This window comes from Pseudomonas oryzihabitans NBRC 102199 (genome assembly GCF_000730625.1).
Taxonomy (GTDB): Bacteria; Pseudomonadota; Gammaproteobacteria; order Pseudomonadales; family Pseudomonadaceae; genus Chryseomonas; species Chryseomonas oryzihabitans.
In genome coordinates this window covers 350,410-373,297 of record NZ_BBIT01000013.1, presented here as the reverse complement: position 1 = coordinate 373,297, position 22,888 = coordinate 350,410, and the positions used below count along the sequence as shown (strand labels likewise).

The 22,888-nt window shown below is 65.6% G+C and carries 18 protein-coding genes; 7 read left to right on the top strand and 11 right to left on the bottom strand.

Annotated elements, in window-relative coordinates:
• The first annotated feature begins 135 nt into the window (after positions 1–135).
• Both POR01S_RS15465 and msrA read left to right on the top strand, forming a co-directional pair.
• Positions 136–2,742, top strand: a complete 2,607-nt coding sequence (locus POR01S_RS15465) for a putative bifunctional diguanylate cyclase/phosphodiesterase (RefSeq protein WP_042136850.1) — start codon at positions 136–138, stop codon at positions 2,740–2,742.
• Positions 2,743–2,822: 80 nt separating this feature from the next.
• Entirely contained in the window at positions 2,823–3,482 is a 660-nt protein-coding gene (gene msrA / locus POR01S_RS15460; protein WP_007161945.1) for a peptide-methionine (S)-S-oxide reductase MsrA, read from the top strand.
• A 126-nt stretch (positions 3,483–3,608) separates the two neighbouring features.
• On the opposite strand, the gene POR01S_RS15455 is transcribed toward msrA, so the two are convergent.
• A complete protein-coding gene (locus POR01S_RS15455) occupies positions 3,609–4,445 on the bottom strand; it encodes a 23S rRNA (adenine(2030)-N(6))-methyltransferase RlmJ (protein WP_042136848.1) in 837 nt (278 codons plus the stop codon).
• Positions 4,446–4,574: 129 nt separating this feature from the next.
• On the opposite strand from POR01S_RS15455, the gene POR01S_RS15450 reads away from it, so the two are divergent.
• The 3 genes from POR01S_RS15450 (at position 4,575) to selO (ending at position 11,387) form a co-directional block, all read left to right on the top strand.
• A complete protein-coding gene (locus tag POR01S_RS15450) occupies positions 4,575–6,314 on the top strand; it encodes a potassium/proton antiporter (RefSeq protein ID WP_027598543.1) in 1,740 nt (579 codons plus the stop codon).
• 98 nt (positions 6,315–6,412) lie between these two features.
• The gene (mscK, locus tag POR01S_RS15445; protein WP_042136846.1) at positions 6,413–9,757 is read left to right on the top strand and encodes a mechanosensitive channel MscK; all 3,345 of its coding nucleotides are present in this window, start codon (positions 6,413–6,415) and stop codon (positions 9,755–9,757) included.
• A 169-nt stretch (positions 9,758–9,926) separates the two neighbouring features.
• Positions 9,927–11,387 (top strand): protein adenylyltransferase SelO, encoded by a 1,461-nt coding sequence (gene selO / locus POR01S_RS15440; protein WP_042136844.1) that lies wholly within the window; start codon positions 9,927–9,929, stop codon positions 11,385–11,387.
• Positions 11,388–11,589: 202 nt separating this feature from the next.
• On the opposite strand, the gene pncB is transcribed toward selO, so the two are convergent.
• From pncB to POR01S_RS15390, 10 genes are all read right to left on the bottom strand, one after another.
• Positions 11,590–12,792 (bottom strand): nicotinate phosphoribosyltransferase, encoded by a 1,203-nt coding sequence (gene pncB, locus POR01S_RS15435; RefSeq protein ID WP_027598540.1) that lies wholly within the window; start codon positions 12,790–12,792, stop codon positions 11,590–11,592.
• Positions 12,793–12,875: 83 nt separating this feature from the next.
• The gene (locus POR01S_RS15430; protein ID WP_027598539.1) at positions 12,876–13,094 is read right to left on the bottom strand and encodes a hypothetical protein; all 219 of its coding nucleotides are present in this window, start codon (positions 13,092–13,094) and stop codon (positions 12,876–12,878) included.
• Complete coding sequence (locus tag POR01S_RS15425) at positions 13,091–13,789, bottom strand: lipopolysaccharide kinase InaA family protein (RefSeq protein ID WP_027598538.1); 699 nt, start codon at positions 13,787–13,789, stop codon at positions 13,091–13,093. Before POR01S_RS15425 ends, POR01S_RS15430 begins: the two co-directional genes overlap by 4 nt.
• 28 nt (positions 13,790–13,817) lie before the next feature.
• Entirely contained in the window at positions 13,818–14,504 is a 687-nt protein-coding gene (locus tag POR01S_RS15420; RefSeq protein ID WP_007161937.1) for a class I SAM-dependent methyltransferase, read from the bottom strand.
• A 91-nt stretch (positions 14,505–14,595) separates the two neighbouring features.
• Complete coding sequence (locus tag POR01S_RS15415) at positions 14,596–15,885, bottom strand: sensor histidine kinase (RefSeq protein WP_027598536.1); 1,290 nt, start codon at positions 15,883–15,885, stop codon at positions 14,596–14,598.
• A gap of 2 nt (positions 15,886–15,887) precedes the next feature.
• On the bottom strand, positions 15,888–16,562 hold the full coding sequence (locus tag POR01S_RS15410; RefSeq protein ID WP_007161935.1) for a response regulator transcription factor: 675 nt from the start codon (positions 16,560–16,562) through the stop codon (positions 15,888–15,890).
• Positions 16,563–16,759: 197 nt separating this feature from the next.
• Complete coding sequence (groL, locus tag POR01S_RS15405; RefSeq protein WP_027598535.1) at positions 16,760–18,400, bottom strand: chaperonin GroEL; 1,641 nt, start codon at positions 18,398–18,400, stop codon at positions 16,760–16,762.
• A 39-nt stretch (positions 18,401–18,439) separates the two neighbouring features.
• The gene (locus tag POR01S_RS15400) at positions 18,440–18,733 is read right to left on the bottom strand and encodes a co-chaperone GroES (RefSeq protein WP_007161933.1); all 294 of its coding nucleotides are present in this window, start codon (positions 18,731–18,733) and stop codon (positions 18,440–18,442) included.
• A 189-nt stretch (positions 18,734–18,922) separates the two neighbouring features.
• Entirely contained in the window at positions 18,923–19,390 is a 468-nt protein-coding gene (locus POR01S_RS15395) for an FxsA family protein (RefSeq protein WP_042136840.1), read from the bottom strand.
• 151 nt (positions 19,391–19,541) lie between these two features.
• Positions 19,542–20,549: a DUF481 domain-containing protein gene (locus tag POR01S_RS15390; RefSeq protein WP_027598533.1), complete on the bottom strand. Its 1,008-nt coding sequence runs from the start codon at positions 20,547–20,549 to the stop codon at positions 19,542–19,544.
• A 240-nt stretch (positions 20,550–20,789) separates the two neighbouring features.
• Here POR01S_RS15390 and POR01S_RS15385 point away from each other — a divergent pair, with 240 nt between their 5' ends.
• Positions 20,790–21,128, top strand: coding sequence for an MGMT family protein (locus tag POR01S_RS15385; RefSeq protein ID WP_007161930.1), 339 nt, complete (start codon positions 20,790–20,792; stop codon positions 21,126–21,128).
• Between the two features lie 28 nt (positions 21,129–21,156).
• Positions 21,157–22,878: an AmpG family muropeptide MFS transporter gene (locus POR01S_RS15380; RefSeq protein WP_042136920.1), complete on the top strand. Its 1,722-nt coding sequence runs from the start codon at positions 21,157–21,159 to the stop codon at positions 22,876–22,878.
• Positions 22,879–22,888 lie beyond the last annotated feature (10 nt).

The window sequence follows — 22,888 nt, the reverse complement described above, 5'->3', positions numbered from 1 at the left end:
CCGGGCCCTATCGGGCAACCTGACAGCCATCCCAGCGTGCTGGCGAGGCGGAAAGGAAAAAGGATTAATGATTTGTCTGTCCTTTCCGATAAACCTAGGACATCTTTCCGTCTTCACAAGGACGCGGACCCTCGCATGAGTATTCACTCCGATGCTGCCGATGCCGCGGTAGCCGATCAGGCGGGCGCGCTCAGCGCTCCTGCCCGATTGGGCTTGCTGCGTTTCGAGCGTCTGAATGAAGCCTCCTGGGCGATGCTCTATCTCGATTCCCGCTGCGAAGCCAGCCTCGGCCTGCCCGCCCAGGCGCTGTGCTCGCTCATCGATGCCCCCTATGCCAGCCTGATGGAGCCCAGCGTCCGTCATCGCCTCCACGAAGACATCCAGTTGCAACTGGCCGAACACGGCAGCTATCAGGTGCGCTACCTGTTCCACTCCCCCACGGCGCCCTGCCAGGTCGTCGAGGTCGGCGAGAGTCTGCAGCGCCATGGTCGCCCGCTGCTGCGCGGCTATCTGCTGCGGGTGATGAACGACGACGCCCTGGCCGGCGAATGGGAAGCCCACAACGTGGCCCTGCGCTCGACCCTGGCCCTCCTGCAGGACAGCCAGGATCACAGCCAGCAACGCCTGGCGATGGCCCAGGCGCGGCAGAGCCTGTTGCTCGAATTGTCCCGCCTGGCCCTGCGCCAGGCGCCGGTGGACGACGACCTGGTGCAGCTGCTGCGCGCCCAGGGCCCGGCCGCCTTTGCCGTGGACGAACTCAGCCTGTGGCGCTACGAGGGCAATGGCCTCGTCACCCTGTGCAAGGAAGAACGCCTGCCGACCCTGTGCAGCGACCACCGGCGCCGGTTGCGCGAGCAGGGCGTGATCGAAGACGCCAGCCAGGTGCTGCACCCGTCCCACAGCGGAGGCGGAACGGCGCTGGACGTGGCACTGCTGCACGACGGTCAACTGACCGGTCTGCTCTGCCTGCGACGGGACCGAGCGGCCACCTGGGAAGCCGAGGACGTCGCCTTCGCTCGCAGCCTGGCGGAATGCCTGGCCGCCCTGCTCCAGCAACCGCAGCGCCCGTCCAAGCTCGCCCACCCCCTGACCCGGGTGATGGAAGCCAGCAACGATGCCTTCCTGCTGCTGGATGCCAGCGGTTGCCTGGAGCACGCCACCGACAGCTTCGCGCGGATCACCGGCTATCCCATCGGCAAGCTCCAGGGGCTGCACGTCGAATCCCTGCCCGCCCTGGAAAACTGGGGCGAGCTGCTCTACGAAGCCTGGCAACGCCTGGCGCACCAGGACAGCTGGCAGGGCGAACTGCGCTGCTATCGCCGGGACGGCGAGAGCTACTGGGGCCAGCTGTCGCTGTCCAAGATCAAGCAGCCCAATGGCGACCTGCAGGGCTATCTGGGCATCTTCCAGGACACCAGCAAGACCCGCTTCGCCCAGCAGCACAACGACGAATTGGTGTTTCGCGACAGCCTCACCGGGCTGGCCAATCGCAGCCACTTCATCGCCCGCCTGGAAGCCCGCCTGGAGCAGTCCAATCCCAACCGCGAACACTCGCTGCTGCTGGTGGACGTCGACAACTTCAAGAGGGTCAACGACAGCCTGGGGCATCGTATCGGCGACCAGCTGCTGGTGGGTCTGGCCCGGCGCCTGCGCAGCGCCCTGGGCACGGGCGCGCTGATCGCCCGCATCGCCAGCAACGAATTCGCCGTGCTGCTCGAAGGCATGGACGCGGTCGCCGCCGACAGCCTGGCCCGCGACACCCTGGTGGCCCTGGATCCGCCGCTCTATGTGGAAGGCCACCCGACCCTGATCAGCTGCTCGATCGGCCTGACCACCGCGCGACCGCACGAGACCGATCCGCAGACCCTGATCAAGCACGCCGGCCTCGCCCTGCACCGGGCCAAGGCCACTGGCGGCCATCAGGTCCAGGTGTTCACCGAGGCGCTGATCGCCGAGGCCAGCAACAAGCTGTTCGTGCAGAACAACCTGCGCCGGGCCTTGGAGCAGAACGAACTGCTGGTGCACTACCAGCCCAAGGTCTGCCTGAAACGCGCCAAGTTGCTGGGACTGGAGGCCCTGATCCGCTGGCAGCACCCGGAAAAGGGCATGATCCGCCCGGATCAGTTCATCAGCATCGCCGAGGAAACCGGGCTCATCGTGCCCATCGGCAAATGGATCATCCGCGAGGTCTGCCGCCAGCTGCACCGCCTCGACGCCGCCGGCTTCGACGATCTGCAGATCGCCATCAACCTGTCGCCCAAGCAGTTCACCGATCCCGACCTGGTGCAGTCCTTCGTCACCATCCTCGACGAGGAGGGCATCGCGCCCAAGCGGCTGGAGCTGGAACTGACCGAAAGCCTCCTGCTGGATGCCACCGACGCCACCCGCAACACCCTCGAAGCCCTCAAGCACCTGGGCATGAGCCTGGCGATGGACGACTTCGGCACCGGTTATTCGTCGCTCAGCTACTTGAAAAAATTCCCCATCGACGTCATCAAGATCGACAGGAGTTTCATCAAGGACATCCCGGACAACCAGGACGACATGGAAATCACCTCCGCGGTGATCGCCATGGCCCACAACCTGCGGCTGCAGGTGGTTGCCGAGGGCATCGAGACGACCGAACAGCTGGCTTTCCTGCGCCACCATCGCTGCGATATCGGCCAGGGCTATCTGTTCGACAAGCCCATCCCGGCCGACCAGCTCGACGCCGCCCTGGCGCGTTACCTGCCGACGCGCTGACCCGCCGCGCGGACTGACCCCGCTGCCGCGATTTTGCGTACACTGAGCCTTTCGCCTGGCCCTTTCCCACGAGGTATCCCATGGTCCTGCGTTCCGAAATCCTGACCAAGAAGACCCATCTGCCCGCCGCCGAGCAGGCACTGCCCGGCCGCGAGACGGCCATGGCCGTACCCGCGGCCCACTATGTCAACGGCAATCCGTTGCAAGGCCCCTTCCCCGCCGGCCTGCAGAGTCTGGTGGTGGGCATGGGCTGCTTCTGGGGCGTCGAGCGGCGCTTTTGGCAACAACCCGGCGTCTGGACCACCGCGGCCGGCTATGCCGGCGGCCATACCCCCAACCCCACCTACGAAGAGGTCTGCTCCGGCCTGACCGGTCATACCGAGGTGGTGCTGGTGGTGTTCGATCCGGCCCAGACCTCGCTGGAGGCGTTGCTGAAGATCTTCTGGGAAGCCCACGATCCGACCCAGGGCATGCGCCAGGGCAACGACGTTGGAACCCAGTATCGCTCGGCCCTGTATTACGCCGACGACAGCCAGCGGGAAGCCTTCGAAGCCAGCCAGGCCGCCTTCCAGGCGCAGTTGGCCGAGGCCGGCTATGGCGAGATCACCACCGAGATCGCCCCGCTGCCGCCCTTCTACTACGCCGAGGCCTATCACCAGCAATACCTGGCGAAGAATCCCAACGGCTACTGCGGCCTGGCCGGTACCGGTGTCTGCCTGCCGCCCAGCCTCGCGGTCTGATCCCGAGCCGCTGCGGCGGCTTTCTCTGTTGGGCTGCGGCGGTAGCGCCGCCTCAACCCAACCTGCGCCAGGCTCTTCCCCGGTAGGTTGGGTTGAGCCCAGCGAAGCCCAACGGTCCCGGCCTCGCTATTCTGCGATCAGCCAGTCCAGTCGCCAGCTGCCTTCACCCTGGGCCAGGTGCTCGGCCAGCCAGGGCAACAACTCGCGCAATTCTTCTTCCAGCCCCCACGGCGGATTGACGATGGCCAGTCCCGAGCCGTTGAGCCGGGTGGGATCGTCCGCCGCGCGGATCAGCAACTCGACGTTGAGCAACTTGGGCGCGCCGCTGGCCTGCAGCCCGGCATGGAAGCGCCTGAGCTGGCGGCGATCCTTGATCGGATACCAGAGCGCGATCACCGTCTGGCGCATGCGGCCGACGGCCTCCGCGACCGCCTTGGCGCAGCGCTCCAGCTCGTCGGTTTTCTCGAACGGCGGATCGATCAGCAGCAGGGCCCGGCGCTCCGGCACCGGCAGCAGCGCCCTGGGCAGCAGCCAGCCATCCTTCTGGTGCACCGCCACCCGGCGATCTCCAGCCATGTTTTCCTTGAGCAGACGACCGTCCTCGGGGTGGAGCTCATTGAGCAGCAGTCGATCCTGAGGGCGCAGCGCCTGGCGCATCAATTCGGGCGAACCCGGGTAGTAGCGCAGCGCGCCATCGGGATTGAGCGCCGCCACCGCTTCGCGATAGCCGACAAAGGCCGCCGGCGCGGATTCCAGGGCCCACAGACGTCCGATGCCTTCGCGCCATTCGTCGGTACGGCTGGCCTGGTCGCCGGCCAGGTCATAGCGACCCACGCCGGAATGGCTGTCCAGATAGACGAAGGGCGTCTCCTTGCGCGCCAGCAGCGCGGCCAGGCGCAACAGGGTGGCGTGCTTGAAGACATCGGCGTGGTTGCCGGCGTGGAAGGCGTGTCGGTAATTCATGGGATACTCCAGCGTCAGCCCTACAGTGTACCGCCTTCCTCGGGCACCCGCGGCGTCGCGCTTTGACACCCCGGCCACCCAGCGGGTTAAATCCCCTGGTTCTTCAATTCTTTACCCCAGGAGTCACGCTTGGACGCTGTCACCATCAACAGCTTGTTCTTGATCGGTGCGGTGCTGATCGGCCTGTCGATTCTGGTCAGCTCGATTTCCTCGCGGGTCGGCATCCCGATCCTGGTGATCTTCCTGGTGGTCGGCATGTTCGCCGGCGTCGACGGCCCCGGTCACATCGCCTTTGACAACTATCCGATGGCCTACCTGGTGGGCAACCTGGCGCTGGCGGTGATCCTGCTCGACGGCGGCATGCGCACCCGGGTGTCGAGTTTCCGCGTGGCGCTCTGGCCGGCGCTGTCGCTGGCCACCGTGGGGGTGATGATCACCACCGGCCTGACCGGGGTCGCCGCCGCCTGGCTGTTCGATCTCAGCCTGCTGCAGGGCCTGCTGATCGGCGCCATCGTCGGCTCCACCGATGCCGCGGCGGTGTTTTCCCTGCTCGGTGGCCGCGGCCTCAACGAACGGGTCACCGCGACCCTGGAAATCGAATCCGGCAGCAACGACCCCATGGCGGTGTTTCTCACCGTCACCCTGATCGAGATGCTCGCCAGCGGCCAGAGCGGCTTCAGCTGGAGTCTGCTGGGCCATTTCGTCAGCGAATTCGCCATCGGCGGGGTGATCGGCCTCGGCGGGGGCTGGCTGCTGCTGCAACTGATCAACCGCATCCACCTCGCCGACGGCCTCTATCCGCTGCTGGCCATCAGCGGTGGCCTGCTGATCTTCGCCCTGACCAACGCCGCCCATGGCAGCGGCATTCTCGCCGTCTACCTGGCCGGTCTGCTGATGGGCAATCTGCCGATCCGCAGCCGCCACGGCATGCTGCACATGCTCGATGGCATGGCCTGGCTGGCGCAGATCGGCATGTTCCTGGTGCTGGGCCTGCTGGTGGAGCCGCACAACCTGCTGCCCATCGCCCTGCCCGCCCTGGGCCTGGCCCTGTGGATGATCCTGGTCGCCCGCCCGCTGTCGGTGGCCATCGGCCTGCTGCCCTTCCGCGCCTTCCATGACCGGGAAAAGGCCTTTATCGCCTGGGTCGGGCTGCGCGGCGCAGTCCCTATCATCCTGGCGGTGTTCCCGATGATGGCCGGGCTGCCCCAGGCCCAGCTGTTCTTCAACGTGGCCTTCTTCATCGTGCTGGTGTCGCTGCTGGTGCAGGGCTCCAGTCTGCCGCTGGCGGCCAAGCTGCTCAAGGTGACGGTGCCGCCGGAACCGGCGCCCTTCTCCCGCGCCGGGTTGCAGGTTCACCCGACCAGCGAATGGGAGCTGTTCATCTATCGTCTGGGCGCCGAGAAGTGGTGCATCGGCGCCGCCCTGCGCGAGCTGAAGATGCCCGAGGGCACCCGTATCGCCGCGCTGTTCCGCGGCGAGACCCTGCTCCACCCCTCCGGCAGTACCACCCTGGAAGCCGGCGACATCCTCTGCGTGGTCGGCCACGAACACGACCTGCCGGCCCTGGGGCGGCTGTTCAGCCAGGCGCCGCAGCAGACCCAGAGATTCTTTGGCGACTTCGTCCTCGAAGCCGACGCCGAACTCAGCGCCGTGGCTGCGCTCTACGGCCTGCAACTGGGCGAGGTGGACGGCAACCAGCGCCTCGGCAGCTTCATCACCCACGAGATCGGCGGCGAACCCATCGTTGGCGACCTGGTGGAATGGAACGGCCTGGTGTGGATCGTCGCGGCCATCGAGAACAAGCGCGTGCGCAAGGTGGGTGTGAAGTTTCCCGAAGGGCGCAACAGCGGGCCCGCGCTCTTTCTTTAACGATGGATGAACCGGGTTCGCGGCTTGAGGGGTGCTGCCTTGCACCCCAGGCAGCCTGGCTTTAACCTCGCGCCTTTCCACTGCCCGACGCCTGCCGCATGCACCGCCTGTCCGCTCTGCTTCGCGCCGCCGCCCTCTGCGGCTGCCTGTTCACCCTTCCCGCCGTCGCTCAGGATTCCGGGCCGCCGGATGCCCAGCAGGTGCAGCAGAATCTGAACGGCCTGGCCGATCGCAAGCTGCCCGCCCCCGAGCAGAGCGCCGCCCAGGACAGCCTGCAGCAGACCCTCAAGCTGCTCGACCAGCGCGACCAGTACGTCAAGCAGCTGGCCGATCTGCGCCAGCAACTGGCCCAGGCGCCGCAGCAGACCAAGGACGCCCAGCGGCAACTGGCGCGGCTGCGCGCCGAACCGATCAAGCCGGCCGAACAGCGCTATGCCGGCGCCACACCCCAGGCCCTGGAGCAGCGCCTGAGCGAGACCAGCCTGGCGCTCAACAGCGTGCAGGACGACCTCAATGCGGCCAACAGTCTGGTGATCAACGCCCAGACCCGTCCCGAGCGCGCCCAGGTGGACATCGCCAATCTGCAGACGCGCCTGCAGCAGATCGCCGATCTGCTCAAGGCCGGACGCGAGAACGCCAAGCCCCTCACCGCCGAGCGGCGCGGGCAGTTGCTGGCGGAACAGGCGGCCGCCAATGCGCAGATCCAGCTGCTGCGCCAGGAACTGGCCGGCAACAGCGTGCTGCAGGATCTGGGCGCCATCCGCCGCGAACTCTTCACCGAGCAGGTCAAGCGCTACGAGCAGGAAACCCTGGACCTGCAGACGCTGATCAGCGGCAAGCGCCGCCAGCAATCGGAAAAGACCCTGGCCGAAGCCTCGCGCGAATCGGAAAAGACCGCCGGGGACGATGTGCTGTCCCAGGAGACCGGGCTCAATCTGCAACTGTCCGACTACCTGCTGCGCGCCACCGATCGCCTCAACGACCTCAATCGCCGCAATCTCGAGTCGCGCCAGCAGCTGGATCAGCTCAAGCAGACCACCGAGAACATGGAACAGCAGATCGGCGTGCTCAAGGGCAGCGTGCTGCTGTCCAAGCTGCTCTATCAGCAGCGGGCGGCGCTGCCCTCGGTCAAGGTCAACAAGGACCTCACCGACGACATCGCCGATCTGCGCCTCTATCAGTTCGAACTCAATCAGCAGCGCGCCCAGATCGCCAATCCGGAAGGCTATGTCGACAATCTGCTGGCCCAGCAGCCGCCGGAAAAGGCCACCCCGCAGCTGCGTCAGCAACTGCTCGACCTGCTCAAGACCCGCAGCGAATTGCAGGAGCGTCTCAACACCGAGCTCAATGCCCTGCTCAGCGAATCCATCGATCTGCAGCTCAACCAGAACCAGCTGCGCAGCACCATCACCAGCCTGCGCGGCACCCTCGACGAGCAGATGTTCTGGATTCCCAGCAACAAGCCGCTGGACTGGAACTGGGTCAAGACCGCGCCCCGCAAGCTGCTGCAGCAACTGCGCGACGTGCCCTGGGGCTCAAGCCTGCACGAACTCTATGTCGGTCTGGCCGAGCGGCCGCTGCTGCTGCTGCCGCTGGTACTGGCTTTCGCCACCCTGATCTGGCAACGCCCGCGCATCCATGGGCGGGTCAACAAGCTCAACCAGGACATCGGCCACTATCAGCGGGACAGCCAGCTGCACACGCCCCAGGCCATCCTGCTTACCATCCTGCTGGGCCTGCCGGCGAGTCTGGTGCTCTGGCTGGGCGGCGTGGCCCTGGAGGGTGACGAACGCGGGGTCAACGCCGCCATCGGCGCGGCGCTGCTGGAGATCGCCGCCGGCTGGCTGGTGTTCTACACGGTGTATCGCCTGCTGGCCTCCGGCGGCGTGGCCGAGACCCACTTCCGCTGGGCGCGGCCCCAGGCGCAGTCGCTGCGCCGGCTGGTCAGACGGGTGGGTCTGCTGGCCCTGGCGCTGATGGCGGTGGTGGCCATCGCCGAGCGCCAGCTCGCCGGCCTCGCCGACGACGTCCTCGGCATCCTCATCGTGCTGGTCGCCTATGCCAGCCTGGCCTGGATGCTCGGTCGCTCCCTGCTCAATGCCACCGCCCGCGAGCGCCTGCCGTTCTTCCGCCTGCTGCTCGGCCTGATGATCACCGCCATTCCGGCCGTGCTGTTCTTCGCCGTGCTCTTTGGCTACTACTACACCGCGCTCAAGCTCACCGATCGGCTGGTGGACACCCTCTATGTGCTGATGGCCTGGATCATCCTCGAAGCCACCCTGGCCCGCGGCCTGAGCGTGGCCGCGCGACGCCTGGCCTACCAGCGCGCCATCCAGAAGCGCCAGGCGCAGCAGGAAGACGCCGAGGGCGTCGAGGTGGTGCAGGAGCCGACCCTGGACATGGAACAGGTCAACCAGCAGTCCTCGCGCCTGCTGCGCCTGACCCTGCTGCTGGCCTTCCTCGGCGTGCTCTACCTGGTCTGGGCCGATGTGGTGGCGGTGTTCTCCTACCTGGACAACGTCACCCTCTACCAGTACACCAGCGGTACCGGCGCCGCCGCCACCCAGGTACCCCTGACGCTGCGGGTGTTCATCATCGCCCTGGTGATCGCCGGTCTCACCGTCGCCCTGGCGCGCAACCTGCCGGGCCTGCTGGAGGTGCTGGTGCTGTCGCGGCTGAATCTGGCCCAGGGCAGCGCCTACGCCACCACCACCCTGCTCTCCTACGTCATCGTCGGCTTCGGCACCGTGACCACCCTGGCGACCCTGGGGGTGAGCTGGGACAAGCTGCAGTGGCTTGCCACCGCCCTCTCGGTCGGTCTGGGTTTCGGCTTGCAGGAGATCTTCGGTAACTTCATCTCCGGCCTGATCATCCTCTTCGAGCGCCCGGTGCGCGTCGGTGATCTCATCACCATCGGCAACGTGACCGGTACGGTGAACAAGATCCGCATCCGCGCCACCCATATCACCGACGCCGACCGCAAGTCGGTGGTGGTGCCGAACAAGACCTTTGTCACCAGCCAGCTGATCAACTGGACGCTGACCGACACCGTCACCCGTATCGTGCTGACCTTCGGCGTCAATCGCGGCAGTGACCTGGCCCAGGCGCAACAGCTGATCATGCAGGCGGTCAAGGAGAATGCGCGGGTGCTCCACGACCCCGAACCCTCGCTGTTCGTCACCCACTACGGCGCCACCACCCTGGATCACGAACTGCGCATCTATGTCCGGGAACTGGGCGATCGCAGCGCCGCCACCGATGAGCTGATCCGCCGGGTCGACCAGCTGCTGCGCGACGCCGGCATCAACCTGCTGTCCACGCCGCAGATGGAGATCACCCTGAAGAATCGACACGGAGCGGAGAAACAACTGGGCAAAAAGCCTCTCCTAACTGAAGGGGATGCCCAGCAGGAGGCCGAGGATCCCAAGCCATCCAAGGCCTGACGGCCACTAGGAGCCTGTCCATAATCTGCTGCGCGTCGGCCAAACGGCGTTGAAAATGGCTTCGGAATGCTCATTTACCCTGCGTAAACTCCGCTTCCTCAGCCCTTTTCGCCTTGTTTGGCTCTAGCTCGCGAGATTATGGAAAGGCTCTACAGCCCCTGGGATACCCATGAAACAGCTGCTCGACCTGACCTTCGACAACAGATTCGCCCGCCTGGGCGATGACTTCTCCACCCGTATCGACCCCCGGCCGCTGGACGATCCGCGGCTGGTGGTCGCTTCGCCCTCCGCCCTGGCCCTGCTGGACCTGGATCCGGCGGTGGCCGAGACGCCCGAGTTCACCCAGGTGTTCGCCGGGGCCCAGCTCTGGGACAGCGCCGAGCCCCGGGCCATGGTCTATTCCGGCCATCAGTTCGGTTCCTACAACCCCCGCCTCGGCGATGGCCGCGGCCTGCTGCTGGGCGAGGTGGTCAACGACCGCGGCGAGCACTGGGATCTGCACCTCAAGGGCGCCGGCCTCACGCCCTTCTCGCGCATGGGCGACGGCCGCGCCGTGCTGCGCTCCTCGATCCGCGAATTCCTCGCCTCCGAGGCCCTGCACGCCCTGGGCATCCCGACCACCCGCGCCCTGTGCGTGATCGGCTCCAGCACCCAGGTGGTGCGCGAGCGGCTGGAAACCGGCGCCACCCTGTTGCGCATGGCCCCCAGCCATGTGCGCTTCGGCCACTTCGAATACTTCTACTACACCCGCCAGCACTCCCTGCTGGAGCAACTGGGCGAACACGTCCTGGCCGCGCACTTCCCCGACCTGCTGGGCACCCCGGAACCCTGGGCGGCGCTGTTTCGCGAGGTGGTCGAACGCAACGCCCGGCTGATCGCCTACTGGCAGGCCTATGGCTTCTGCCATGGGGTGATGAACACCGACAACTTCTCGATCCTGGGTCTCACCTTCGACTTCGGCCCCTTCGCCTTTCTCGACGACTTCGACGCCCAGTTCATCTGCAACCACTCCGATCACACGGGGCGCTACTCCTATAGCAACCAGGTGCCCATCGCCCATTGGAACCTGGCGGCCCTGGCCCAGGCATTGACACCCAAGGTGGCGGTCGAGACGCTGCAGGAGAGCATCGCGCTCTTCCTGCCGCTGTATCAGGCGCATTACCTCGACCTGATGCGCCGACGCCTGGGTCTGCAGGAAGCGCGGGAAGAAGACCAGGAGCTGGTCGAACGCCTGCTGGCCCTGATGCAGCAGGGCGGTGTGGACTATCACCTGTTCTTCCGCCAGCTGGGCGAAGAGGAACCCGCCGCGGCGCTGGCCCGGGTGCGCGAGGACTTCATCGACCTGCGCGGCTTCGACGACTGGAGCCAGGCCTATCGCGCCCGCCTGGACGCCGAAGGCGGCGCGGCGGCCGCGCGCACCACCCGCATGAACGCGGCCAATCCGCTGTATGTGCTGCGCAACTACCTGGCCCAGCAGGCGATCGAGCAGGCCGAAGCGGGCGACTACAGCGAGGTGCGCCTGCTGCACGAGGTGCTGTCACGCCCCTTCGAAGCCCAGCCGGGACGCGAACGCTTCGCCCAGCGGCCGCCGGACTGGGGCAAGCACCTGGAGATCAGCTGCTCGTCCTGAGAGCCTGTTTATAACCTGCTGCGCGTCGGCCAAACTGCGTTGAAAAGGCTCTGGAAGGCCAGCCCCGTCGGAATGCTCATTTACCACTCGTAAACTCGCGCGCGAGCCCGGTCCGCTTCCTCAAGCCTTTTTGCGGGGCCGCCCAGGCCTTGTTTGTCTCTAGCTCGCGAGATTATAAAAAGGCTCTGAGAGCTAACCGTATCTAGGCGCCGTTGACCTGGAAGACGTGCCGCAGATAGTGCAGGAAGTCCGGCTCGCCGCCCTGGGCCTTGCCCGGGGCGTCGGAGATCTTCGCCACCGGCTGGCCGTTGCAGCGACTCATCTTGAGCACCATGTTCATCGGCTGTACTCCCGGGATGTCGCAGGTGAAATGGGTGCCGATGCCAAAGCTCACGTTGATCCGCTCGCGCAGGGCCCGGAACAGGGCGAGGGCCTTTTCCAGATTGAGCGAATCGGAAAACACCAGGGTCTTGGTCAGGGGGTCGATGCCCAGCTGCTGATAGTGGGCGATGGCCTTTTCCGCCCACTGCAGGGGATCGCCGCTGTCATGGCGCAGGCCGTCGAACAGCTTGGCGAAGTAGAGATCGAAATCGCGCAGGAAGGCCTCCATGGTGATGGTGTCGGTCAGGGCGATGCCGAGTTGTCCGCGATACTCCCGTACCCAGCAGTCGAGGGCGGCGATCTGGCTGTCGATCAGCCGCGGACCCAGTTGCTGGTGCGCCATCAGCCACTCGTGGGCCATGGTACCCAGGGGCGCGACGCCCAATTTCCAGGCCAGGTGGACGTTACTGGTGCCGACGAAGCGACCGGGGAAGTCGTCCCTGAGGCTGCGCACCACCATCTCCTGCACGCCATAGGAGAAGCGCCGCCGGGTGCCGAAGTCGGCCATCTTGAATTCGGCCAGCTCGTCGGCGCCCGCCTCCCGGGCCAGCCAGTCGAACTTGCGATAGAGCTGATCCCGGGCCACCTGCAGCGGCAGGTCGGCATGGCGCTGGCGATTGCGCACCTCGCTGATCAGCGCCAGGATCGGCACCTCGAACAGGATCAGGTGCAGCCAGGGGCCTTTCAGGGTCAGGGTGAAGCGCCCCTCCTCCTCACCGAGGAACACATAGGAGGGATTGAAACGGAACAGTCGCAGGAAGCGGATAAAGTCGGGGGTGATGAAGGGGATGCGCTCGAGAAAGGCCAGCTGGCTGTCGCTGATGGCGACATCGGCCAGGGCATCGATCTCGGCCTGAATGGCCGCGTGGTAGGGACGCAGGTCTTCGTCGTTGCGGCAGCGAAAGGCCCACTCGACTTCCGCATTGGGATAGTTGTGCAGGACGGCCTGCATCATGGTGAGCTTGTAGAAGTCGGTGTCCAGCAGGCTCTGCACGGCCTGCTCGGAAAAACTATCGGCCATCATTGGCGGGGGCTCGGCAGCTAGAAGTCAGACGACAGGATGCCCAACTTGCCGAGGAAGCGAAAGGCGCTTGACCGCCCGGGGGCCTAGCGGTTGTGGGTCTGGGTCATGCCGAAGAGAAACAGCAGCAGGTCCTGGCTACCGGTGCTGGAGGTGGTCAGGCTGCGGGCGACCGGTGTCTGGCAGTAGTCCAGACCCTCGCTGCCCACCACTGCAGCTGCCGGCCGTAGCCAGCTCGCATAGGCCAGGGTGGTGACCCCGCAGAAAGCCGCGATCAGTAAACCTCGAGTAATTTGTGAAGTCATGGCTCCAACCCTCTGATCTTCCGTCCCAACGCCTGTTGGTAAACGTAGAGGAGAGTTCGCCATTGCGCAGCATTCCACGACGAATGGCGGCGCAATTGCAGCATATCCCGACGAGCGGCCGTGTCTATGCCGAGGCGCTGGCGACATTTCTCCAGATCGAGCAGGGCCACCGAGAACTCCTTGCCCTGGGGACCGGCTCGTTCGGCGACGAAGATGTGCTTGGGATAGAGGCAACCGTGCTGCCAGCGATGCCGGTGCATGCGCGCCAGCACCTCACCGAGGGTGGCCAGGAACCGCTCGTGCTCGGCCTCGCTGAGCGCCTTGCCACCGCCTTCGGCATACCAGTGATCGAGGTCCTGGTAGCCTTCCAGGGCCGCGCTCACCAGCAGGGCGCGCCAGCCACCCTGGGCATGCTGGGCAGCGCAGAACAGCAATTCGGGAACCTGGATGCCCAGATCGCGAAAGGCGATCAGCGCATCGCGCTCGCGCAGGGCGGTGGGACGCCCCAGGGGGTGACGCAGGCTGCGATAGAGGTGGCCGACCTGGCGCTTGACGTAGGCCAGGGTACCGTCAGGGAGTTGCAGGCGCTGGACACCGCTTTCGCCACCACGGCGGACGTTGGGCGCTTCCACCCAGTCGCCCGCGGTATTCCACCAGCGATCGAAACGCTCTTCGCCTTGCGTCACGGCTCCCATCGGCTGCCTCTCTTATTCTGAAATAGCTTCAATTGGCCTTGCGCAGGACGTAGACCCGCCACATGGCATAGCCCGGCAGGAAGTCCAGGGCCCGGTCGACGACGAAGCCGGCCTGGGCGACTTCCGCCTCGAACTGGCTGCGCTCGACGATGAATCTGTTCTGATAACCGCCGCGGTCGCGGCCCTGAGCCTTGCGACGACGTTCCAGTGCCTGACGCCGCCAGGCCTTGAAGTTGCCGTCCACCCACAGCGACAGGATGACGCTGTCGCGGGTCACCCGGTGGAACTCCTGCAGCAGGGCCAGACGGTCCGCCGATTCGCCCACGTGGTGAAACAAACGCATACAGAAGATGCAATCTACAGAATTGTCGGACAGGTCGATAGCGAAAGCCGACGTCTGTAGCGTCTTCACCCGGGCCACGACGTCCGCGGGCTGCTGTTCACGGGCGGTGGCCAGCATGTTTTCCGAGTAGTCGGCACCGATGATCAGGCGATTGCGCTTCTCCGCCAGCAGCGGCCAGAAACGGCCGGCGCCACTGGGCAGATCCAGCACCAGATTGGGCTGGCCGGCGATGCTCAGGGCCTGCCGGGCGAGCTGCTGGTCGCGCCAGTTGGACAGGCGCCGGGCCAGGCCGTCCTGATGCTTCAGAAAATACTGGCGGGCGTGGTCGGCGTCGTACTTTTGCGAAAAGGGCAGGTCGATGGGCGCTTTCACGGAGGCGGCTCCTGAGGGAGTGGAGAAGTGCCGCCACCCTACCCAGGCCGCTGTCAAACCGCGGTCAAGGCGTTGTGAAAATTCTGTAACCTCAGTCCGCTAGGCTGTCGCTGCCCAGCGCTATCTCGAAGCGACAGCCACCCGCCGCGCTGTCACCCAGGGTCACGGTCCAGCCTTGCAGCTGGCAGATCCTGCGGACCAGCGACAGCCCCAGCCCGAGGCCTTCGCCACGCCCCTCGGCGCCCCGCACGAAGGGCTGGAACATCGCCTCGCGCTGCTCCTCGGGAATGCCCACGCCGCTGTCTTCCACCACGAAGCCGTCCGCTCCGACCTGCAGGCCGATATAGCCCCGCTCGGTATAGTGCAGCGCATTGCGTAGGAGATTGCTCATCACCGAGCGCAGGAAGGGCTCGTGCCAAAGCGCCTGGTCGGCCTCCGGCGCCACGCTCAGCCGCCACTGCAGGCCCTTGGCTTCCACCGCCGCCTGCCATTCCTGCGTCTGGCGCCGCGCCACCTGGGCCAGGGTGGCACGCGGCGCCTGGGTGTCGTTGTCGCCCTGATTGCGCGCCAGGGCGAGAAAGGTCTGCACCAGCTCCTGCATCTCCCGCGCCGCGCGGGTCATGCGCTCCAGCGGCCCCTTCGCCCGGGCTGGCAGGTCCGGCGTGGCCTCGAGCAGCTCGCAGGAGGAATTGATCACCATCAGCGGGGTGCGCAACTCGTGGCTGACGTCGCTGGTGAACAGGCGCTCCCGGGCCAGGGCGGCGCGCAGGCGATTCAGGGCGTCGTCGAAGGCGCCGGCCAACTCGCCGACCTCGTCCTTGGCATAGTCCGGCGCCAGGGGCGGCGTCACATCGAGCAGTTGATCACGCCGACGCACCTGACGCGCCAGCCGCACCACCGGGGCGATCACCCGCCGCGACAGCGCCCAGCCCAGCAGCCAGGCCAGGGCCACGCTGATCAGGAAGCCGACCAGCACCACCTTGTAGAGCAGCCGTTCGCGCGCCTCGAAGTCGCTCTGATTCTGCAGCAGGACGAAGTGATTGCCCTCCAGCTCGGCCACATAGGCATAGAAGTACTGCTGGTCCTCCTCCACCTCGCTGAAGCCGGCCGGCAACTCGCGCAGGTGGGCAGGCAACTGCGCCACCTCGGCGAGGGGCACGAAATACAGGCGCATGTCGGGATCCAGCACCGGCTGGCCACCGCGTTTCATGTCGCGCTGCACCATGCGCTCCAGTTCGTTGCGCAGGTCGGTGGAAATCAGCCGCTCTTCCACGGTGTGCACCACCGCGACGATGCCCAGGGAAAACACCCCGCCGACCAGGAAGGTCATCAGCACGAAGGCGATGACGATCCGCCGTGACAGGCTCAGGTGGTATTCCATGGCTACTCCTGCTCGACCAGTTTGTAGCCCACCCCGTGAATGGTGCGCAGCAGCGGCTGCTCGAAGGGCTTGTCGATCACCTGGCGCAACTGGTGGACGTGGCTGCGCAGGCTGTCGCTGTCGGGGTAGTCCTCGCCCCATACCGCCTCTTCCAGCACCTCGCGCCGCACCACGTGGGGCGACTTCTGCATCAGCAGGGCGAGGATCTTGAGGCCGATGGGATTGAGCTTGAGCGGCTTGCCGGCGCGACTGACCTCCAGGGTGTCCAGGTCATAGCTGAGATCGGCGACCTGCAGCTGGCGACGTCCGCCGCCCTTGGCCCGGCGCATCACCGCCTCGACGCGAGCGGCCAGTTCGGACAGGGCGAAGGGCTTGACCAGATAGTCGTCGGCGCCGGAGCGAAAGCCTTCCAGGCGATCATCGAGCTGATCGCGAGCGGTGAGCATGATCACCGGGGTATCGCGGCGGGCATCCTGGCGCAACCGCTGGCAGAGGGTGTAGCCATCGATGCCGGGCAGCATGATGTCGAGGATCAGCAGGTCATAGTGTTCGGTCGCGGCCAGGTGCAGCCCGGACAAGCCATCCTGGGCGCAATCCACGCTGTAGCCCTTGAGGCTGAGGTAATCCAGCAGGTTGCTGAGGATGTCCTTGTTGTCTTCTACCACCAGGATACGCATGTCGCTGACCTCATTGCCCGAGTCCGCTGCGGGCCTCGTTGTCGTCTGTTCGGCACAGAGCCTAACCGGCCCCGGCGACCGCGACCAGCGCGGCGGCGGCGCGCAGGGTGGGAGCATCGAGGATCACCGGCCATAAAAAACCCCGGTGTCCGCGAGGAGCACCGGGGTTCGGCTCGGCCCTAGGGCCGGAGCGGTTCTTACATCATGCCGCCCATGCCACCCATGCCGCCCATGTCGGGCATGGCCGGGGCTGCGTCGTCTTTCGGCAGCTCAGCCACGATGGCTTCGGTGGTGATCAGCAGACCGGCGATGGAGGAAGCGGCCTGCAGCGCGCTGCGGGTCACCTTGGCCGGGTCGATGATGCCGAATTCCAGCATGTCGCCGTATTCGCCGGTAGCGGCGTTGTAGCCATAGTTGCCGCTGCCCTGCTTGACCTTGTCCAGCACGACGGAGGCTTCGTCACCGGCGTTGGTCACGATCTGGCGCAGGGGCGCTTCGACGGCGCGACGCAGGATGTTGATACCGGCGTTCTGCTCTTCGTTGATGCCTTTCAGGTCTTTCAGAGCTTCCAGGGCACGCACCAGGGCGACACCGCCGCCAGGCACCACGCCTTCTTCCACCGCAGCACGGGTCGCGTGCAGGGCGTCTTCAACGCGGGCCTTCTTCTCTTTCATCTCGACTTCGGTGGCAGCGCCAACCTTGATCACGGCAACACCGCCAGCCAGCTTGGCCAGACGCTCTTGCAGCTTCTCCTTGTCGTAGTCGGAAGAGGTTTCTTCAACCTGGGCACGGATCTGCTTGATACGGGCCTGGATGTCGGCTTCGACGCCAGCGCCGTCGATGACGGTGGTGTTTTCCTTGTTCAGGACCACACGCTTGGCTTGACCCAGGTGCTCCAGGGTGGTGCTTTCCAGGCTCAGGCCGACTTCTTCGGAGATGACGGTACCGCCGGTCAGGATGGCGATGTCCTGCAGCATGGCCTTGCGACGATCACCGAAGCCGGGCGCCTTGACGGCAGCGACCTTGACGATACCGCGCATGTTGTTGACCACCAGGGTGGCCAGGGCTTCGCCTTCGACGTCTTCGGCGACGATCAGCAGCGGGCGACCGGCCTTGGCGACGGATTCCAGCACCGGCAGCAGTTCGCGGATGTTGGAGATCTTCTTGTCGACCAGCAGCAGCAGCGGGCTGTCCAGCTCGGCCGACATGGTGTCGGGCTTGTTGATGAAGTAGGGCGACAGGTAGCCACGGTCGAACTGCATGCCTTCGACGACGGACAGTTCGTTTTCCAGGCCCGAGCCTTCTTCGACGGTGATGACGCCTTCTTTACCGACCTTCTCCATGGCTTCGGCGATGATGTTGCCGATGCTGTCGTCGGAGTTGGCGGAGATGGTGCCTACCTGGGCGATGGCCTTGCTGTCGGCGCAGGGCTTGGACAGGTTCTTCAGCTCGGCGACGACGGCCGCGGTGGCCTTGTCGATGCCGCGCTTGAGATCCATCGGGTTCAGGCCGGCGGCCACGGACTTCAGGCCTTCGGTGACGATGGCCTGAGCCAGCACGGTGGCGGTGGTGGTGCCGTCACCGGCAGCGTCGTTGGCCTTGGAGGCCACGTCTTTCACCAGCTGGGCGCCGATGTTCTCGATCTTGTCCTTGAGCTCGATTTCCTTGGCGACGGAAACGCCGTCCTTGGTGATCAGGGGAGCACCGAAGCTACGCTCCAGCACCACGTTGCGGCCTTTCGGGCCGAGGGTGGCCTTGACGGCGTCGGCCAGGGTGTTGACACCGGTCAGCAGCTTCTTGCGCGCGGAGTCACCGAATTTGACGTCTTTTGCAGCCATGTTCTGTTTCCTCTAAGAAATTCGAAAAGTGAGCGGGGATCAGCCTTCGATGACGGCCAGGATTTCGGACTCAGCCATCACCAGCAGTTCTTCGCCATCGACCTTGATGGCGTTGCTGCCGGAATAGGGACCGAAAACCACCTTGTCACCCACTTTCACCGCCGGAGCACGGACATCACCGTTGTCCAGCACGCGTCCAGTGCCTACGGCAACCACTTCACCGCGGTTCGGCTTTTCGGCAGCCGAGCCCGGCAGCACGATGCCGCCAGCGGATTTGGTCTCTTCTTCGCTGCGACGAATCACAACGCGATCATGCAGAGGACGAAGCGCCATTGTCGTATCTCCCAAAGTTCTAAGTGTTTCCAGCGCCGATGACTGCATCGGCAGTTTGTTTTTACCGGCTGCGCCGGGTGCGCCCCGTGCATGACAGGACGCGAAACCTGCTCGCCTTGCGGCGACAACCTTGCGGTGTCCGCTACATGAGGTTGTCGCCAGGCATTTCAAGGGCGGGGGGCAAAATTTTTAGTGCTTTTGCTCGTCGCGGTGCACCACTTCACCTTCGATGACCTCGGGGCGATGGGGCGCGGCCTGACCGGAGCCCGGCTGATGGCCCTGGTAGCCTTGGGCACCGGGGTTGCGCCGGGTCACCCGGCCGATCACCGCGCCCAGCAGGGCCCTGCGGGTCACCGGCAGGAGGCAGACGAGCGCCAGGACATCGCTGATGAAGCCCGGGAAGATCAGCAGGGCGCCGGCGATCGCCAGGGTCAGACCCTGGATGACCTCCTGCTCCGGCATCTGCCCCTGGGCCAGGCGCATGCGGATGCGCCAGAGGGTGGTGAAGCCGGCGACGCGCAGCAGGGCGACGCCGACCAGAAAGCTCAGCAACAGCAGGGCGAAGGTGGCGAGCACGCCGATTTCGCTGCCGATCTTGATGAGTACGGCCAGTTCCACAAAGGGGAACAGCAAGAAGAGTAAGGCGGTCACGCGCATCTCGGGTCCTTCACGGTGGAAGCCGGTTGAAAGTCAGGAGATGGAGGCGGCCGAGCCGATTTCAAGGTGGCCGCCCGACGCCGCCCGGAAACGCAAAGGCCGCGAAAATCGCGGCCTTGACGGATTGGCGCCTGCCTAGGGAAACATGACGTTACCAGGACACCCCGACACCGGCGGTGTACTCGGTCTGGTTGACGTTGCCCTCGGCACCGCTGGTCAGTTCCTTGGACGCCTTGAGGTTCAGCGACGCCCAGTTGGTCACCTTGTATCTCAGGCCGACATCGCCGTCGAAGGTGAAGTTGGCGGTGTTGTCCAGCGGCCGGCCCAGTTCACCATTGGTGAAGAACTGGATGGTCTGGCCGTAAAGGTAGCGGTTGTAGTCCCACTTCACGCTCGCCGAGAGGAACTGGTCGGAGCCGCCGTCCGAGTACTCGTAACGGTTGTGGTTGAGCAGGCCGGTGAGCGAGAAGGCACCCAGCTCGTTGTCCCAGAACTGGTAACCGGGACCGGTACCCAGGGTGCGCTGCTTGGCCAGATCCTGGATCCAGTCGCGCTTGTATTCGGCGCGGCCCTGCCAGAAGAATTTCTCGTCGAAGAAACGATCCAGGGCGTACTGCAGACCGTACTTGCTGGTCGAGACCACGTCGTCGGTCTTGTAGCGGTCATAGCTGCCGTTGGCGTTGTGCCGCCACATGCCGTGCCGGGCCTGGGTCTTGAAGTCGATGTCGTACTTTTCGCTGTCCTGGGACGAGCTGATGTAGTCCAGACCGGCGTCGATGTTGCCCTTCCAGGCGAAGTCGCGCAGGAAGGGACGCGGCGGCACGATCTGGGTGATGCTGGCCAGGGGCACGGTCTGCTGGCCATCGGCGGTGCTGACCACCACCTGGCCATCGTCGGCCGGCTTGAGGCTTTCCACCGGGAAATCGGGTTCGTACTTGCCGCGCTGGACGATGACGGGCTTGTCACGCTGCAGGGTCTTGATCTTGTCCCAGGACAGGGGAATGTTGCCGCCGTATTCGGTCTGCAGGAGCAGCTTCTTGCTGTCGAGCAGCTTGATGGTTCCGGTCAGGCGGTCGCCGTTCTTCAGCCAGACGGTATCGGCATGGGCGAAGGAGGCGAGTGACAACAGCGCGAGCGAGGAGAGCAATCGAAAACGCATGGGCACCAGGACACCTTTGGGTGGACTTGGGTGGAAAGGTAACGAAACGAGAGGGGCGCGATTATCCGGGTGCCGGAGACCCGCGCAACCGTTCCTGGGTAAAAGTTAGGCAAGTTTCCGGAAATACTGCCCAAAGGTCGGACGTCTTGGGAGAATGTGGCAGCTCGACACGTTTCAGCACCACCGTAACCAAACTTTTCGGCACACTGGCACTCTTCTCCCCCGGAGCAGCAGAGCGTCATGAGCGCATCCCCTCCCCTCGAACCCCGGCGTCAGGCCGTCTTCCTGGCGCTGGCCGCCATTCCCGCGGGACGGGTGGTCAGCTATGGCCAGTTGGCGGAGCTCGCCGGCCTCGGTCGCGGCGCGCGCTGGGTGGGCTGGGTGCTGGGACGCCTGCCCGAGGGCAGTGCCCTGCCCTGGCACCGGGTGATCGCCGCGGACGGCCGCCCGAGCCTGACCCGCGACAGCCCCTCCGGCCGGGAGCAACGCGAGCGTTTGCGGGCCGAGGGCGTGCTGCTGCACGAGGACCGGGTGGACATGCGTCGGTACCGGTGGAATCCAGCTGAGAGTGTCGAGTAGAGTGCGCGTTTTTTCCGAGCCCAAGGGCATGTTTGCACGTTTCTGGCGTGAAGCCGTCACCACTTACAAATCCAGGGCCTGCCTGGCCCTGCTGCTGCTGGGCTTCGCCGCGGGCCTGCCGGCCATGCTGGTGTTTTCCACCCTGTCGGTCTGGCTGCGCGAAGCGGGCGTGAGTCGCGAGACCATCGGCTACGCCAGCTGGATCGGCCTGGCCTATGCCTTCAAGTGGGTCTGGTCGCCCATGCTCGACCTCTGGAAGCTGCCGCTGATCGGCAAGCTCGGCCGTCGCCGCTCCTGGCTGGTGCTGTCGCAGATCCTGGTGGGTCTGGGGCTGATCGGCATGGCGCTGTGCAATCCGCAGCAGCACCTGGAGCAGTTGATCGCCCTGGCGGTGCTGGTGGCCTTCGCCTCGGCCACCCAGGACATCGCCGTAGACGCCTATCGCCTGGAGATCGCCGACGACGACCGCCAGGCGGCCCTCGCCGCCTGCTACATGACCGGCTATCGCATCGCCGCCCTGCTGGCCAGCGCCGGGGCGCTGTTTCTCGCCGAGGAGCTGGGCTCGTCCCGCCTGGGCTACAGCCAGAACGCCTGGGCCACCACCTATATGCTGTTCGCTCTGCTGGTCCTGCCCGGCCTGGTCACCAGCCTGTTGATCCGCGAGCCCGAGCCGGTGGCGCCCATGGCCATGGCGGAATCGCGCTTCGGCTTCAATCACCAGCTGGTGGCGGTCGCCCTGCTGCTGGTGATGCTGGTCTCCATCCCCGCCGCCATCAATGCCGCCATCGCCCAGGCCTGGCCGCGCGCCCTGCTCTACAGCCTGTTCATCGTCGGCTGCCTGTCGCCCTGGGGGCGCTATTGCTCCAAGCCGCTGAGCGATCTCATGCGGCGCATGCGCGAACCGCTGCGACTGCGCGATGCGGCCAATGCCGAAGAGCTGCCGCGCTTCGACTTCGTCCACCAGATGGTCTCGGTGATCCTGCTGATCGTGCTCATCGTCGCCGTCACCGGTGGCCTGTCGGCGCTGGCCGGCGGCTACTGGCCGCGCGGCCTGATGTACGGCCTGATCGCCTGGCTCTGCCTCACCGCGCCGGGGCGCCGGCTGATGGCACCGGTGCTGACGCCCATCACCGAATTCATCCAGCGCTACCAGTGGCAGGCGCTGCTGCTGCTCGGCCTGATCTCCACCTATCGGCTGTCGGACACGGTCATGGGCGTGATGGCCAGCGTCTTCTATATCGACGTGGGCTACAGCAAGGAAACCATCGCCGGGGTCAGCAAGATCTTCGGGGTGTTCATGACCCTGTTCGGCGCGGGCCTGGGCGGCGTGCTGATCACCCGGGTGGGGATCCTGCCGATCCTCTTTCTCGGCGGCGCCGCCTCGGCGCTGACCAATCTGCTGTTCGTGGTGATCGCCTCCACCGGCGCCAACGTGCCGCTGCTGATCGCCACCATCTGCGCCGACAACGTCAGTGGCGGCATGGCCACCTCGGCCTTTGTCGCCTACCTGTCGAGTTTGACCAACCTCAGATTCTCGGCCACCCAGTACGCCATGCTCAGCTCGCTGATGCTGCTGTTGCCGCGGCTCTTGGGCGGCTACTCGGGAGCCATGGTCGAGCACGTCGGCTACAGCTCGTTCTTCTCGCTGACCGCCCTGATGGGGGTGCCGACGCTGCTGCTGATCGCGGTGCTCTGGCTGCGCCAGCGGCGGACCGCGATACCCAGCGGTCCTTCCGGCAGCGGCCACTGAGACCGGGGCG

What these genes read in the sequence shown, in the direction of transcription:
- mscK (WP_042136846.1), top strand. Translation starts at nt 6,413, where the DNA reads ATGCACCGCCTGTCCGCTCTGCTTCGCGCCGCCGCCCTCTGCGGCTGC.
- selO (WP_042136844.1), top strand. Translation starts at nt 9,927, where the DNA reads ATGAAACAGCTGCTCGACCTGACCTTCGACAACAGATTCGCCCGCCTG.
- POR01S_RS15380 (WP_042136920.1), top strand. Translation starts at nt 21,157, where the DNA reads ATGTTTGCACGTTTCTGGCGTGAAGCCGTCACCACTTACAAATCCAGG.
- POR01S_RS15400 (WP_007161933.1), bottom strand. Translation starts at nt 18,733, where the DNA reads ATGGCGCTTCGTCCTCTGCATGATCGCGTTGTGATTCGTCGCAGCGAA.
- POR01S_RS15415 (WP_027598536.1), bottom strand. Translation starts at nt 15,885, where the DNA reads ATGGAATACCACCTGAGCCTGTCACGGCGGATCGTCATCGCCTTCGTG.
- POR01S_RS15455 (WP_042136848.1), bottom strand. Translation starts at nt 4,445, where the DNA reads ATGAATTACCGACACGCCTTCCACGCCGGCAACCACGCCGATGTCTTC.
- POR01S_RS15390 (WP_027598533.1), bottom strand. Translation starts at nt 20,549, where the DNA reads ATGCGTTTTCGATTGCTCTCCTCGCTCGCGCTGTTGTCACTCGCCTCC.
- POR01S_RS15395 (WP_042136840.1), bottom strand. Translation starts at nt 19,390, where the DNA reads ATGCGCGTGACCGCCTTACTCTTCTTGCTGTTCCCCTTTGTGGAACTG.
- POR01S_RS15410 (WP_007161935.1), bottom strand. Translation starts at nt 16,562, where the DNA reads ATGCGTATCCTGGTGGTAGAAGACAACAAGGACATCCTCAGCAACCTG.
- groL (WP_027598535.1), bottom strand. Translation starts at nt 18,400, where the DNA reads ATGGCTGCAAAAGACGTCAAATTCGGTGACTCCGCGCGCAAGAAGCTG.
- POR01S_RS15385 (WP_007161930.1), top strand. Translation starts at nt 20,790, where the DNA reads ATGAGCGCATCCCCTCCCCTCGAACCCCGGCGTCAGGCCGTCTTCCTG.
- POR01S_RS15425 (WP_027598538.1), bottom strand. Translation starts at nt 13,789, where the DNA reads ATGGGAGCCGTGACGCAAGGCGAAGAGCGTTTCGATCGCTGGTGGAAT.
- POR01S_RS15465 (WP_042136850.1), top strand. Translation starts at nt 136, where the DNA reads ATGAGTATTCACTCCGATGCTGCCGATGCCGCGGTAGCCGATCAGGCG.
- POR01S_RS15430 (WP_027598539.1), bottom strand. Translation starts at nt 13,094, where the DNA reads ATGACTTCACAAATTACTCGAGGTTTACTGATCGCGGCTTTCTGCGGG.
- msrA (WP_007161945.1), top strand. Translation starts at nt 2,823, where the DNA reads ATGGTCCTGCGTTCCGAAATCCTGACCAAGAAGACCCATCTGCCCGCC.
- pncB (WP_027598540.1), bottom strand. Translation starts at nt 12,792, where the DNA reads ATGATGGCCGATAGTTTTTCCGAGCAGGCCGTGCAGAGCCTGCTGGAC.